Raw genomic sequence first — 13,919 nt, 5'->3', positions numbered from 1 at the left:
TTCAATACAAAAAATTGGTATCAACAAACATGGCACACTATTGAGTTCTCAAACAACAGACACGTTCGAATATTCCCGAAACAATTCATTTGAATGAATTCTTATTCCGTATTTCTTCGCCGTGATGTTTCAAGCTTATTTCATTCATATTCGCTTTGCAAATCCGGTTGTTTTCCCGGAATTCACTCTGTTTCCATGAATCCGCCCAGCAGAAAATCGAAGCAACTTTTCGGTCCAGGCCCTGCCTGGCTAAGAATTGCTTCTTATCAATGTTGGGGGTTTGTCGCCACTCAGCGGCGGCGACTCAGCAAAACAATACACGCCCCTCAACGGCCGTGCAAGTTGGCTGGTGAGGGGCGTGCATTGGTGTTTTCGGGGGCGCAGAACCCTAGGCAGGGTCCACCTGGACGGTGGCGAGGTTCTTTTTACCCCGCCGAAGGAGCAGGTACTTGCCGTGCAGCAGCTGCGAGCCGGCGACAACAGCATCCGGGTCTGTCATTTTTTGGTTGTTCACATAGGCGCCGCCCTCCCCCACCGTGCGGCGGGCGGCCGATTTGCTCTCGGAAAGACCCGACACCACCAGCAGATCCACAATGCCCAAAGCGTCTGCCGGCACCGTGGCGGAAGGAAGTTCCGCGGTGGCGGCAGCCAGGGTCATCTCATCCAGGACCGTCAGGTCGCCGTTGCCAAACAAAGCGGCGGACGCGGCGATGACCTTTTCGGTCGCCTCCACACCGTGAACCAGCGACGTTACTTCGAAGGCCAACCGACGCTGGCCTTCCCGGGCGAACGGACGCTCCGCAACAGCGGTGGCAACGTCGTCGATCTCTGCCCGGGTCAGGAAGGTGAACACCTTGAGCCGGTCAACCACGTCAGCATCTGCGGTATTAAGCCAGAACTGGTAGAAGGCGTACGGGCTGCACATCGCGGCGTCGAGCCAGATGGCGTTGCCCTCGCTCTTGCCGAACTTGGTGCCATCGGAGTTGGTGATCAACGGTGTACCCAGGGCGTGGACGCTCTTGCCCTCCACCTTGCGGATCAGTTCCGTGCCGCTGGTCAGGTTGCCCCACTGGTCCGAGCCACCGGTCTGCAGGACGCAGCCGTGGTCGCGGTACAGCTGGAGGTAGTCCATACCCTGCAGGATCTGGTAGCTGAACTCGGTGTAGCTGATGCCCTCATCGGAACTCAGCCGGGAGGCCACCGCGTCCTTGCGCAGCATGGTGCCTACACGGAAGTGCTTGCCCACCTCACGCAGGAAGTCGATGGCGCTCAGCGGAGCCGTCCAGTCAAGGTTGTTGACCATCCGGGCGGCGTTGTCCCCCTCGAAGCTCAGGAAACGGCGGACCTGGCCCTGCAGGTAGCCCACCCATTCCACCACGGTGTCCTTGGTATTCAGGGTCCGTTCAGCCGTGGGACGGGGATCACCGATCAGACCCGTGGACCCGCCAACCAGGCCCAGCGGCCGGTGGCCGGCCAGCTGGAGCCGCCGCATCACCAGCAGCTGCACCAGGTTGCCCAGGTGAAGCGAGGGAGCCGTGGGATCAAAGCCGCAATAGTACGTGACCGGCCCACCGGCGAGGAGCTTCTCCAGCTCTGCTTCATCGGTGGAGACGTGGACCAGGCCACGCCATTTCAGCTCCTGCCATACGTTGGCAAACGTGGGATCGTTCTGTTGCAGTTCGAGGCTGTTGATTTCTGGCACGCCTTCTAAGTTAGCAGGAGTGCGGCGCCGCCAGGCGGCGGCACCGCCGGGAGCAGGCCCTCAGCCTGCGATGCCTGCCGGTACGGGCTGGGCCGCTATCAGGCGCAGCCGCTGGGTGGCCCGGGTCATGGCCACGTACAGGTCGCCCACCTTGCCGTGCTCGTGGTTGAGCATCATGGCCGGTTCCAGCACCACCACGCCGTCGAATTCCAGGCCCTTGGCCTCGCGGGGGCTGATGACCACAATGTCCTGCTCGTAGCTGCCCGCACCGTTGCCCACCCGCCGGCCGTACGCAGTGCGGAGGGCGCGGATGGCTGCGGGCAGGAGGTCGCCGTCGGCAATCACGGCGATCAGGCCGCCGTCGAGCGCTTCCAGCTCTGCCGGCAGGACCTCCACCAGGCGGTCCACCACCGAGCCCGCCGGGACCTCGTCAATGACAGGTGACCAGCGGCCCTCACGGACAGCCTTGGGCGCCGAAACCACCAGCCCGGCAGCGTTGGCCATCCGGACTGCTGCCTCGGCAATCTGGGACGGCGTCCGGTAGTTGACCGTCAGCTCCTCAAGCTGCCAGCGGTCACCGAACATGGGAGCCAGGGCACCCTGCCAGGAGTTGGCGCCGGCCACGGAACTGGTCTGGGCAATGTCGCCCACGATCGTGAACGACTTCAGCGGGCAGCGCCGCACCAGCAGCCGCCACTGCATGGGCGAAAGCTCCTGGGCCTCGTCCACCACAATGTGCCCGAAGGCCCAGCTGCGGTCGCTGGTGGCGCGCTCGGCCGCCGTGAGCCGGTCCTCGCGCTCCTGGTTCTGGTCCGCGAGCTCCTCTGCAGTCATCAGCACATCAACACCCATGTGCTCCATGTTTTCCAGCGTTTGCTTGGCGTTGGCCAGGTCGCGGGCCCTGTCGTGCTCCTGCTGCGCAAGGCCGCGGCCGTCGGTAGCGTCCAGATCCCCCAGCAGTTCCGCGGCTTCATCAAGCAGCGGGACGTCGGGTTCCGTCCAGGGCGCGTCCGCCGGGCGCAGCAGGGAAGCCCGCTCAGCCTTGGTGAGGTGCGGGGTGCAGAATTCGAGGATGGCCGGCTTGCTGAACAGCTCGGAAACCAGCTTCTCCGGCGTTATGGGCATCCAGCACAGGTTGAGGGCGATCCGCACGTCGCGGGCGCTGCGGACGTCCTCGGCAAGGTAGCCCCGGTCAGCGTTGTTGCCGATGTTCCCGGCTTCAACAAGGTCGGTCAGCTGTTCGGTCAGCTCACGGAGCAGGATCTTGACGAAGCTGGCGCGTGCCTCGTTGTGCGGTTTCCCGGTGGCGCGGGCACGCTCCCGCGCGCGCCGGACCTGGCGGACCGTCAGCGTCAGCTTGCGGCCGTCCACTTCCAGGATCCGGTCCCCGGCCGGGACCCGCTGGCGGTTGGCGACGGCGTTGGCCACAATGGCGGCCATGTCCAGGCGGCCCTTGATGGCGGCGACGCCGGCGTCCTGTTCGGGTACGGCATGGATGCCGGGCATCAGCCGGCCCAGGCTTGCCATCACCACACCAGTCTCGCCGAGGGAGGGCAGCACACGTTCGATGTACTTCATGAACGACGACGACGGCCCCACCAGCAGGACGCCTGCAGTCTTGAGCCGGTCCCGGTGGGTGTAGAGGAGATAGGCGGCACGGTGCAGCGCCACGGCGGTTTTGCCGGTGCCGGGGCCGCCCTGCACCACCAGGGCACCTGAGATCGAGGACCGGATGATGCGGTCCTGCTCCGACTGGATGGTGCTGACGATGTCCGACATCCGGCCGGTGCGCTTGGAGTTCAACGCCGCCAAAAGGGCGCCTTCACCCTGCAGCGATTCGTCGTCCGCCAGCATGCCGGCGTCCAGGACGTCGTCTTCAATGGCCTTGACTTCGCGGCCCTGCAGGATCAGGTGGCGGCGGCGGCGTACACCCTGCCGGTCGAAAGCGGTGGCCTGGTAGAAGTGCCCGGCTTCTGGCGCGCGCCAGTCCACCATCAGCCGCTGCAGGTCCTCGGTGGTGAGGCCGATCCGGCCGATGTACTGTTCCTCGCCGGAGTCCAGATCCAGCCGGCCAAAGACCAACCGGTCATCCACTGCATCCAGCTGCGCGAGCCGGTCCTCATACAGGGCGGCAAAAGCGTCCCGTTCCGAAACGTTCTGCATGGTGCCTACGGCTCCGGCGCGCCGGACCTGGGCAAGCTGCCGGCGCTTCTCGTCGCGCAGCTCCTCCAGCCGGGCGTAGAGGCCGGCAACATAATCCCGTTCGTGGGCCAAATCGGCGTCGAGCATTAACGTTCCCCTATCGCGGAATACAGACCGTCCATTCTACAACCATTTCCGTTAACGCTTGTGAAACATGGTGGCCTCAGGTTGCGGCGTCCGGGGCCGGGCCGGCTTGTACGTGGACACGGTCCGGTCCCCGGTCAGCCAGAACCGCCACGGGTATTCCCCCGACCCGCCGGGACCGGCTACCCCCACCCGCGGCCCGGAGCTGACAGGTCCGGCAGGGTGCGGCGGCAGTTCCAGCGTGAACGGCTCCGCCAGGGCGTCCCGGCCGCTGTCCGCAGTGCTCAGTCCCATGGCTTTGGCCAGCCGGGCCGGTCCCCGCGCCAGGTCCGCCGGTGACTTGGACGTGGGCCGCCGCTGCCGGGCAAGGTCCCCGCCCGCCACCACCTCCCCGGCACGCAGCAGCAGCGCGGACGCCGTGCCAACCGGCCCGCAGACGATGTTGGCGCAGTGGTGCATCCCGTAGGTGAAGTAGACGTAAAGGTGCCCGGGCGGCCCGAACATCGGCGCGTTGCGCTGCGTGGACCCGCGGTAGGTGTGGGACCCGGGGTCGGGATGAAGTGAATCCCCCGGCCCCAGGTAGGCCTCCACCTCGGTGAGCCGGACAGCCACCAGGCCGTCCCGCGTCCGGTGCGTCAGCACGGCACCCAGGAGCATCGGGGCCAGGTCCAGGGCGTTGCCGGCCAGCAATTCCCGCAGGGGCGGCCCGGACGGGGGCTGTGGCGTGGTCATTTTTCGACTCTACCCACTCCGGGAAGTGGCCAGGGGTACGCACGGCCGTGTCCGATTTCCGCTAGAAGCAGTCCCGCCGGGCTGGCAGGATGGAGGCATGGACTTCTGGCAGCGCTACCGGGCGATCGACGCCCGGGACACCCGGTTCGACGGGCAGTTCTATACTGCCGTCCGCACCACGGGCATCTACTGCCGCCCGTCCTGCCCGGCCCGGACCCCCAAGGCCGCCAATGTCACCTTCTACGAGACCTCGGCCGCGGCGCACGACGCCGGTTACCGGGCCTGCAAGCGCTGCCTCCCGGAGGCGGTCCCCGGGACTCCCGCCTGGAACATCCGACAGGACGTTGCCGGCCGCGCGATGCGGCTGATCAATGACGGGGTCATCAACCGCGACGGCGTCCAGGGCCTTGCTGCCCGGCTGGGCTACTCCTCCCGGCAGCTGAACAGGATCCTCAGCCAGGAGCTCGGCGCCGGTCCCCTCTCGCTGGCCCGCGCCGGCAGGGCGCAGACGGCCCGGACGCTGTTGGTGTCCACGGCCATGAAGCTCGCGGACATCGCTTTCGCTGCCGGTTTCAGCAGTGTCCGCCAGTTCAACGAAACCATGGTGGAAGTCTTCGACATGACCCCCACTGCGCTGCGGCTCAAGGGCCGTCCGGCGAAGGCCGGGGGCGGCACCACGGCCCTCAGCCTGGCTTTGCCGTACCGCCAGCCGTTCGATCCGGGCATCTTCACGTTCCTTGCCGTGCGTGCCGTCCCCGGCATCGAAGCGGGCACCGCCACGTCCTACGCACGGACGCTGCGGCTGCCGCACGGCGACGCGCGCTTCGCGGTGGAGTACGACGGCGGCACGCCCGGCCGGCCCCTGACCCTCACCATCGGCGCGGTGGACCTGCGGGACCTGCCGGCGCTCCTGAGCCGGGTCCGCAGGCTCTTTGACCTGGACGCCGACCCGCAGGCCATCGATGCTGCCCTGGCGGCGGATCCCCGGCTCGCCGCCGCCGTCGCCGGGACACCCGGGATGCGGATGCCCGGGGCGCTGGACCCGCAGGAGCTGCTGGTCCGGGCCATGATCGGCCAGCAGATCACCGTGGCCGCTGCCCGGACGGCACTTTCGCAACTGGCTGCTGCAGGCAGCCACAGCAGCGTTCCGGCGGACGAGCTGGACCGGCTGTTCCCCACCCCAGCGCAGATCGCGGCTTCCGGGCACCTGCTCCGCGGCCCGAAGCGGCGCACGGAATCCCTCCTGAACGCCGCAGCGGCCATGGCGGACGGCCGGCTGGAGATCGGCTACGGCCATAACGTCCCCGGCCTCACGGCCGAACTGCTGCCGTTGCCGGGCGTGGGGCCCTGGACGGTGGGCTACGTGGCGATGCGGGTGCTCGGTGCCCCGGACGTTTTCCTCGCCAATGACGCCGCCGTCCGGAACGGCATCAAGGCCCTGGCCGCGGGCACAGACGCCGGTTCCCCGGACTTCCGCGAAGTCAGTCCCTGGCGTTCCTACGCCACCATGCACCTCTGGGCCGCTGCCGCCCGTCCCCCCGGCATCGGACGTACTCCACGCACCCGCCGTTCCCCGGCCCCAACCTCCGCGAAAGTGACGCCATGAAAGCCCAACTGCTGACCATGACCACCCCCGATGGCCCCTTCACCATCATCGCCCGGGACGGGGCGGTGCTCTCGTCCGGCTGGACAGCGGACCCGGCTGACCTGACCGGCCAGATCCACGCGTCCCTGCGGCCGGACGGCCTGGAAACAGTCAGCAGCCTGGCCGGCATCTCCCCGGCCGTTGACGCGTTTTACAGCGGAGACCCGGAACCTGCAATGGCCGTGCCGGTGCTGCAGCAGTCCGGCCCGTTCCGGGCGCATGCCTGGGACGTCCTGCGCCTTGTGGCACCGGGGCAGCCCGTGACGTACAGCGAATACGCGGCCCTGGCCGGCAACCCCAAGGCTGTCCGGGCCGCGGCCAGCGCCTGCGCCTTCAACGCCGCGGCATTGTTTGTTCCCTGCCACCGGGTGATCCGGACGGACGGCACCCTGGGCGGGTTCCGCTGGGGCCTGCCGGTGAAGGAACGGCTGCTGGCGCGCGAAGCGGCATAGGCGAACCGCCGGCGCAGGTCCCGTGGCGCGACGGCTTAGTCGAGCGGGATACCGTCCTCCCCGAACCGATGCCGCAGGTGCCGGCGGTTGTGCCGGGCCTGCCAGAATTCGATCTCAACGGGCCGGAGGGCGTAGAGCTGCCAGTCCGGGTTGCTGCTGCCATCAGCCTGCGGCCGGGCGTCCCAGTCCGAGGCCGATGCGGCGGCGGAGAGCTCCACCACGGGACCGGCCACCCGCACCTGCCGGCCCTGCGAATGCCAGTAGAAGTTCATGGCCGCCACCGGCGATCCCGTGAGTTCCCGGCCCTTGCGGGAGGTGCGGGACGTGGCGAACTGCCAGCCGGCGTCGTCAATGTCCTTCAGGATCAGCATCCGTGCCGACGGCTGCCCGCCGCCGGCCACCGTCGCCAGGCTGAAGGCGTGCGGCTGCGGTTCACCGGCGGCGAGGGCCTGGTCCAGCCAGAGCCGGAACAGCGCGGCAGGGTCCGCCGGCGCGGTGTCCGGGTCGAAATCGGGAAGTTCCGCGGGGAAGTCGGGCAGCGCGCGGAGGAACTGCCGGAAGGTTTGGGTCATGGCGCCATGCTAGCGGGGCTGCCCCGCAGGTTAACGCAGAACGCCCCTCCCGCCTGTCGGATCAACAGGCGGGAGGGGCGTGCGGGAGCTAGCCGGCGTAGGCGCGGACGGCTTCCAGTTCGGCTTCCAGCGCGGTGAGCTGGCGTTCGACGGCGGCCGGTGCCGTGCCGCCCTGGGAGTTGCGGCTGTTAAGCGAGCCCTCCGTGGACAGTACCGTGCGGACCTCCGGCGTGAGGTGCGCGGAGATGTCCGCGTATTCCTCGTCTGTCAGGTCCCACAGTTCAACGCCGCGGGATTCGGCCTGCTTGACGGCGGCGCCGGAAAGCTCATGCGCTTCCCGGAACGGCACGCCCTGCCGGACCAGCCATTCGGCGATGTCGGTGGCCAGGGCAAAGCCCTGCGGTGCCAGCGACGCCATGCGCTCGGTGTTGAACGTCAGGGTGGCGATCATGCCGGACACGGCCGGAAGCAGCAGCTCCAGGGTGTCTGCGGCATCGAAGACCGGCTCCTTGTCCTCCTGCAGGTCGCGGTTGTACGCCAGCGGCAGGCCCTTGAGGGTAGCCAGGAGCCCGGTCAGGTTGCCGATCAGGCGCCCTGCCTTGCCGCGTGCCAGCTCGGCAACATCCGGGTTCTTCTTCTGCGGCATGATGGACGACCCCGTGGAATAGGAATCGTGCAGTGTGACGAAGGAGAATTCCTTGGTGGCCCAGAAGATGACTTCCTCGGAGATCCGGGACAGGTCAACACCGATCATGGCCGTGACCCAGGCGAACTCGGCGAAAACGTCGCGGGACGCGGTGCCGTCGATCGAGTTGTGCGTGGCGGAGAAGAAGCCCAGGTCCGCGGCCACCGCTTCCGGGTCCAGGCCCAGCGAGGAACCCGCCAGGGCGCCGGAACCGTACGGCGAAACGCCGGCCCGCTTATCCCAGTCCTGGAGCCGCTGCACATCACGCAGCAGCGCCCAGGCGTGGGCCAGCAGGTGATGGCTCAGCAGCACCGGCTGGGCGTGCTGCAGGTGGGTGCGGCCCGGCATGGCCACACCGTGGTGGGCCTTGGCCTGCCCCATGAGGGAGTCCACGGTGGCCAGCACGCCGCGGGCGATGATCCGGGCGTGGTCGCGCAGGAACATCCGGCCCAGGGTTGCCACCTGGTCGTTGCGGGACCGGCCGGCGCGGAGCTTGCCGCCCAGCTGGGTTCCGGCGCGTTCGATCAGGCCGCGTTCCAGCGATCCGTGCACGTCCTCGTCGGAGTCGGCGGGCAGGTAGGCACCGGACGCCACGTCCTCATCCAGGCGGGTGAGGGCGACCAGCATCCCGTCGAGTTCGGCGTCGTCCAGCAGTCCGGCCTTGTGCAGCACACGGGCGTGCGCCTTGGACCCGGCAATGTCGTAGCGGGCCAGCCGCCAGTCAAAATGCGTGGACTTGCTCAGCGCCGCGAGGGCGTCCGCGGGGCCGCCGGCGAACCGGCCGCCCCACAGCGCACCTGTATTGGTCCCCGAGCGCACCCCGGATTTGTGCTCAGCCACGGGGGCTACTTTCCTGCGACGCGGATGTCGCGGCCCGAGGCCACCTTGGCGGACATGCCCCACAGTTCGATGAAGCCCTTGGCCTGTGACTGGTCGAAGGTGTCGCCGGTGTCGTAGGTGGCCAGGTCGAAGTCGTACAGGGACGTGTCGGAGCGGCGGCCGTTGACGATTGCCTGGCCGCCGTGCAGGGTCATGCGGATGTCGCCGGTGACGTACTTCTGGGTGTCTTCGATGAAGGCGTCGAGGGAACGCTTCAGCGGGGAGAACCACTGTCCGTCGTAGACCAGCTCGGCCCAGCGCTGGCCAACGGTGGCCTTGAAGCGGGCCTGCTCGCGCTCGACGGTGATGTCCTCGAGGTGCTTGTGCGCGGTGATCAGCGCCATGGCGCCGGGGGCCTCGTAGATTTCGCGGGACTTGATGCCCACGAGGCGGTCCTCGACAACGTCGATCCGGCCCACGCCCTGGGCGCCGGCCCGGCGGTTCAGTTCCTTGATGGCCTGCAGCGGGGTGACCCGGACGCCGTCGATCGCCACCGGCACGCCGGCTTCGAAGGAGATGGTGACTTCATCCGGGGCCGGCGGGAACTCCGGGGTGGCGGTGTAGTCGTAGATGTCCTTGGTGGGGGCGTTCCAGATGTCCTCAAGGTAGCCGGTTTCGACGGCACGGCCCCAGACGTTCTGGTCGATCGAGTACGGGTTCTTTTTGGTGGTCTCGATGGGCAGGCCCTTTTCCTCGGCGAAGGCGATGGCCTTGTCGCGGGTGAGGGCGAGGTCGCGGACGGGGGCGATGCACTTCAGGTCCGGCCCAAGGGTCTGGATGCCGACTTCGAAGCGGACCTGGTCGTTGCCCTTGCCGGTGCAGCCGTGTGCCACGGTGGTGGCGCCGAATTCGCGGGCGGCCTTGACCAGGTGCTTCACGATCACCGGACGGGAAATGGCCGAGACCAGCGGGTAGTGGCCCTGGTAGAGGGCGTTGGCCTTCAGCGTGGGCATGCAGTACTCGTTGGCGAACTCATCCGACGCGTCGGCCACGTAGGCTTCGACGGCGCCGCAGCCCAGGGCGCGCTGACGGATGGTCTCCAGCGACTCGCCGCCCTGTCCAACGTCAACGGCCACGGCGATGACCTCGGCACCGGTGGCTTCACCGATCCAGCCGATGGCTACTGAGGTGTCCAGGCCGCCGGAGTAGGCCAGCACAATGCGTTCAGTCACTTAAATGCTCCTTGAATTGAGGGTTTGGTTGGTGTTGTTGCCATCAAGCTTATTGCCCGGCTTCCTCGGCCAGCTGCAGGAAGCGCGCGGCGAGGTCGGGTCCGCCCAGGGGGTCCCGGGAGACCAGCAGGACGGTGTCGTCACCGGCGATGGTGCCCAGGATGGACGGCATCACCGAATGGTCGATTGCGAGAGCCAGAAAGTTCGCCGCGCCGGGCGGGGTGCGGAGGACGGCGATGTTGGCCGAGGCTTCCGCCGTGACCAGCAGTTCGCTGCAGAGCCGGGCCAGCCGGGCGTCCAGGATTTCCTGGCTCACCCCGCTTTTGGCGGCCCGTTCCCCGCCTTCACCCGGGACTGCGTAAACCAGCACGCCCTCCTGGCCGCGGACCCGGACGGCGCCGAGCTCCACCAGGTCCCTGGACAGGGTGGCCTGGGTGACCTGGACGCCGTCGTCCGCCAGCAGCGCCGCAAGCTCCGCCTGGGAGCGCACGGACTGGCCCGTGAGCAGGGCCGTGATCCGGGCCTGGCGGGCCGTTTTGGTGGCCGGGCTGGAGGCGGGCCCGGCTGACGGGACGGTCACTGGCTGCCAGCCGCCACGGGCTCAAGGCCAGCCACCACTGCCAGGCCGGACCGGTGCAGCAGCCAGGCCATCAGGGCCTTCTGGGCGTGCAGCCGGTTCTCTGCCTCGTCCCAGACGATGGACTGCGGACCGTCGATGACGCCGGCGGAGATCTCGTAGCCGCGGTAAGCGGGAAGGCAATGCAGCACCACGGCGTCGTCCGCGGCGAGGGACATGGCCGCCTCGTCGACGGAGTACTTCCGGAACAGCTGCATCCTGGCTTCCTTTTCCGCTTCCTGGCCCATGGAGACCCAGGTGTCGGTGGCCACCACGTCCGCGCCGGTGAGGGCTTCGGTGGCATCGGTGGTGACCAGGACGGAGCCGCCTGTCAGGGCAGCCCGCTCCTCTGCGGCGGCCACGATCTCCGCGGTGGGAAGGTAGCCTTCGGGACCGGCGATCCGGACGTGCATGCCGGCGGTGACCCCGGCCAGCAGGTAGGAGTTGGCCATGTTGTTGGCGGAATCGCCGAGGTAGGCCATGGTGAGGCCCTGCAGCGGGCCCTTGTGCTCCTTGACGGTCAGCAGGTCCGCCAGGAGCTGGCACGGGTGGTAGTCATCGCACAGTGCGTTGATGACGGGCACCCTGGAGTTTTCCGCCATGGCCATGAGTCCGGTGTGCGCCCCGGTCCGCCACACGATGGTGGAGACCATACGCTCCAGGACCTTGGCGGTGTCCGCCACGGATTCCTTGTGCCCGATCTGTGCCTCGCCGGGGTTGATGATCAGGGCGTTGCCGCCCATGTCGGCGATGCCGGTGGCGAACGAGACCCGGGTGCGGGTGGAGGTCTTGTCGAAGATCACCGCTACCGTTTTGCGGCCGTTGCCTTCCGCGGCGAACGGCTGGACGCTGTACGGCGCGGCTTTCATGCGGACTGCAAGGTCCAGGACCTCCGCCTGCTCAGCCGGGCTGAGGTCGGTGTCCTTGAGGAAGTGCCGGGTTGGGGTTGCTGTCACTGGGCGTCCTTAGCAGTCTGGAGGATGGCCGGGAAGGCGGCGAGGAAGGTCTCTGCCTGGGCGGTCGTCAGGACCAGCGGGGGTGCCAGGCGGATGGTGTGCGGGCCGGGGGCGTTAACGATGAACCCCGCGTCCAGGCCGGCCTGGACCACTGCCGGTGCCACGTCGGCGTCGAGGTCGAAGCCGATCAGCAGTCCCCTGCCGCGGACGCCGGTCACGCCGGGAACGGCGGCCAGGCCGGCGCGCAGGTGTTCCCCCACGGTGTTGACGTTGGCCAGGACGTGCTGGTTTTCGATGGCGTGCAGTGTTGCCAGGGCAGCGGCCGTTGCCACCGGGTTGCCGCCGAAGGTGGTGCCGTGCTGGCCGGCGGACAACAGGGCGGACGGCTTCTCCCCCATGGTCAGCAGCGCGCCGATGGGGAACCCGCCGCCCAGGCCCTTGGCCAGGGTGATGGCGTCCGGAACAATTCCGGCGTCTTCGCTGGCCAGCCAGGTGCCGGTCCGGCCTACACCGGTCTGGACCTCGTCGAGGATCAGCAGCGCGCCGGCCTCGGTGGTGAGCCGGCGGGCGGCCTGCAGGTATTCGGCGCTCAGCGGCCGGACACCGGCTTCACCCTGGATGGGTTCCAGGAACACGGCCGCAGTGGAATGGTCGACGGCGGCACGCAGGGCTTCGAGGTCGCCGAAGGGGATATGCACCACGCCGCCGGGCAGCGGTTCGAAGGGTGCCCGGTACGCTTCCTTGGCTGTGAGGGCCAGGGCGCCCATGGTGCGGCCGTGGAAGGCGCCCTCCAGCGCAATGACCTTGGTCCGTGGTGCGTCCGCTGTGCCGGTGTTGCGGCGGGCCAGCTTGAAGGCGGCCTCCACGGCTTCGGTGCCGGAATTGGCGAAAAAAACCTTGGAGCCGGCCGGTGCCTTGGCCAGGGCCAGCAGCTTCTCGGCCAGCGCGATCTGGGTGGGGCTGGTGAAGAAGTTGGAGACGTGGCCCAGGGTGGCCAGCTGGCTGGCGATCACGGAGGTCACGAACGGGTGGGCGTGGCCCAGCGCGTTGACGGCGATGCCTCCCAGGAGGTCAAGGTATTCCTTGCCGTCGGCGTCCCAGACCAGGCAGCCGGCGCCGCGCACCAGGACCCGTTGCGGGGTGCCGAAGACACCCATCAGGGAACTTGAGTAGCGGGACAGCCACTCGGCGCCGCTGCCCATTCCGGTCATCACGGATGCTTTGGCGTCAGGCCCGGCCGGACCCATGTCAACAGTGTCGTTCATGCGCTCACTTCCTGGTCGGGAACCACCTGGGTGCCGATGCCGGCGGTGGTGAAGGTTTCAAGGAGCATGGAGTGCGGCAGGCGGCCATCAACGATATGCGCCCGTTCCACCCCGCCGTCCACTGCCTTGAGGCAGGCTTCCATTTTGGGGATCATCCCCGACTCCAGCGTGGGCAGGAGGTCCCGGAGGTCCGAGGCCTTCAGCGAGGAGATGAGCGAGGACTTGTCCGGCCAGTTGGCGTACAGGCCCTCGACGTCGGTGAGGATGACCAGCTTGGAGGCGCCCAGGGCTTCGGCGAGGGCAGCCGCGGCGGTGTCGGCGTTGACGTTGAGCACCTGGCCGGTGGTCTGGACCCGGCTGTCGGCAGGATCGGCGCCGGCTTCGATTTCGGGGGCAACGGTGGAGATCACCGGGATGCGGCCGGCGGCGAGGATGTCGAGGATGCCTTCCGGGTTCACCCCCACTACTTCGCCCACCAGGCCCAGGTCCACGTCTTCGCCGTCAACCACGGTTCCGGTCCTGACGGCGCGGAGCAGGCCGCCGTCTTCCCCGGACATGCCCACCGCGTACGGACCGTGGGAGTTGATGAGTCCCACCAGCTCCCGGCCCACCTGGCCGGTCAGGACCATGCGGACCACGTCCATGGCCTCCGGCGTGGTGACGCGCAGTCCGCCCTTGAACTCGGATTCAATGCCCAGGCGCGCCAGCATGGAGTTGATCTGCGGGCCGCCGCCGTGGACCACCACGGGGTGGATGCCCACGTGGTGCAGGAACACCACGTCCTCGGCGAAGGCACGCCGGAGCTCGTCGTTGACCATGGCGTTGCCGCCGTACTTGATCACCATGGTGGTCCCGGCGAAACGCTGGATCCAGGGCAGGGCTTCAATCAGCGTGCCGGCTTTGCTTTGCGCGTCCAGCATCGAGGTGTTTTCGCGGGTTTCGGTGTTCATGCGTGCC

General features: G+C 68.0%; 12 protein-coding genes. 2 read left to right on the top strand and 10 right to left on the bottom strand.

The genetic code is table 11. The features are described from left to right. Positions 1-388: 388 nt before the first annotated feature. From tyrS to ASF72_RS01575, 3 genes are read right to left on the bottom strand one after another with little or no spacing between them, the layout of a single operon-like run. Positions 389-1,702, bottom strand: a complete 1,314-nt coding sequence (gene tyrS / locus ASF72_RS01585) for a tyrosine--tRNA ligase (protein ID WP_056595970.1) — start codon at positions 1,700-1,702, stop codon at positions 389-391. Between the two features lie 60 nt (positions 1,703-1,762). Further along, positions 1,763-3,991 carry a HelD family protein gene (locus ASF72_RS01580; RefSeq protein WP_050685668.1) on the bottom strand — a complete coding sequence of 743 codons (2,229 nt, stop codon included), beginning with the start codon at positions 3,989-3,991 and terminating at the stop codon, positions 1,763-1,765. A gap of 51 nt (positions 3,992-4,042) precedes the next feature. Continuing rightward, on the bottom strand, positions 4,043-4,720 hold the full coding sequence (locus ASF72_RS01575) for a DNA-3-methyladenine glycosylase (protein WP_056595967.1): 678 nt from the start codon (positions 4,718-4,720) through the stop codon (positions 4,043-4,045). 97 nt (positions 4,721-4,817) lie between these two features. Between ASF72_RS01575 and ASF72_RS01570 the strand changes: the two genes are divergently transcribed. Beyond that, positions 4,818-6,326: an AlkA N-terminal domain-containing protein gene (locus ASF72_RS01570; RefSeq protein WP_056595964.1), complete on the top strand. Its 1,509-nt coding sequence runs from the start codon at positions 4,818-4,820 to the stop codon at positions 6,324-6,326. After that, positions 6,323-6,817, top strand: a complete 495-nt coding sequence (locus ASF72_RS01565) for a methylated-DNA--[protein]-cysteine S-methyltransferase (RefSeq protein ID WP_050685671.1) — start codon at positions 6,323-6,325, stop codon at positions 6,815-6,817. Before ASF72_RS01570 ends, ASF72_RS01565 begins: the two co-directional genes overlap by 4 nt. 35 nt (positions 6,818-6,852) lie before the next feature. Here ASF72_RS01565 and ASF72_RS01560 read toward each other — a convergent pair whose 3' ends face one another. The 7 genes from ASF72_RS01560 to argB all read right to left on the bottom strand — a co-directional run bounded on the left by ASF72_RS01560 (position 6,853) and on the right by argB (position 13,912). Further along, positions 6,853-7,389, bottom strand: coding sequence for a pyridoxine/pyridoxamine 5'-phosphate oxidase (locus ASF72_RS01560; protein WP_056595960.1), 537 nt, complete (start codon positions 7,387-7,389; stop codon positions 6,853-6,855). Between the two features lie 88 nt (positions 7,390-7,477). Continuing rightward, positions 7,478-8,914, bottom strand: coding sequence for an argininosuccinate lyase (gene argH, locus ASF72_RS01555; RefSeq protein ID WP_056595958.1), 1,437 nt, complete (start codon positions 8,912-8,914; stop codon positions 7,478-7,480). A 5-nt stretch (positions 8,915-8,919) separates the two neighbouring features. Next, positions 8,920-10,125: an argininosuccinate synthase gene (locus ASF72_RS01550; RefSeq protein WP_050685674.1), complete on the bottom strand. Its 1,206-nt coding sequence runs from the start codon at positions 10,123-10,125 to the stop codon at positions 8,920-8,922. Between the two features lie 49 nt (positions 10,126-10,174). After that, entirely contained in the window at positions 10,175-10,705 is a 531-nt protein-coding gene (locus ASF72_RS01545; RefSeq protein WP_050685675.1) for an arginine repressor, read from the bottom strand. Further along, positions 10,702-11,697 (bottom strand): ornithine carbamoyltransferase, encoded by a 996-nt coding sequence (gene argF / locus ASF72_RS01540; RefSeq protein WP_056595955.1) that lies wholly within the window; start codon positions 11,695-11,697, stop codon positions 10,702-10,704. The genes ASF72_RS01545 and argF overlap by 4 nt, the downstream gene beginning before the upstream one ends. Then, the gene (locus tag ASF72_RS01535; protein ID WP_157370868.1) at positions 11,694-12,944 is read right to left on the bottom strand and encodes an acetylornithine transaminase; all 1,251 of its coding nucleotides are present in this window, start codon (positions 12,942-12,944) and stop codon (positions 11,694-11,696) included. The genes argF and ASF72_RS01535 overlap by 4 nt, the downstream gene beginning before the upstream one ends. Positions 12,945-12,958: 14 nt before the next feature. Next, positions 12,959-13,912, bottom strand: a complete 954-nt coding sequence (argB, locus tag ASF72_RS01530) for an acetylglutamate kinase (protein ID WP_050685678.1) — start codon at positions 13,910-13,912, stop codon at positions 12,959-12,961. Positions 13,913-13,919: the final 7 nt, after the last annotated feature.

The sequence above is a fragment of the Arthrobacter sp. Leaf141 genome (assembly GCF_001424565.1).
Classification (GTDB): Bacteria; Actinomycetota; Actinomycetes; order Actinomycetales; family Micrococcaceae; genus Arthrobacter.
Note: the sequence above shows the minus strand (reverse complement) of the source record. Positions and strands in the feature narration are given on the sequence as shown.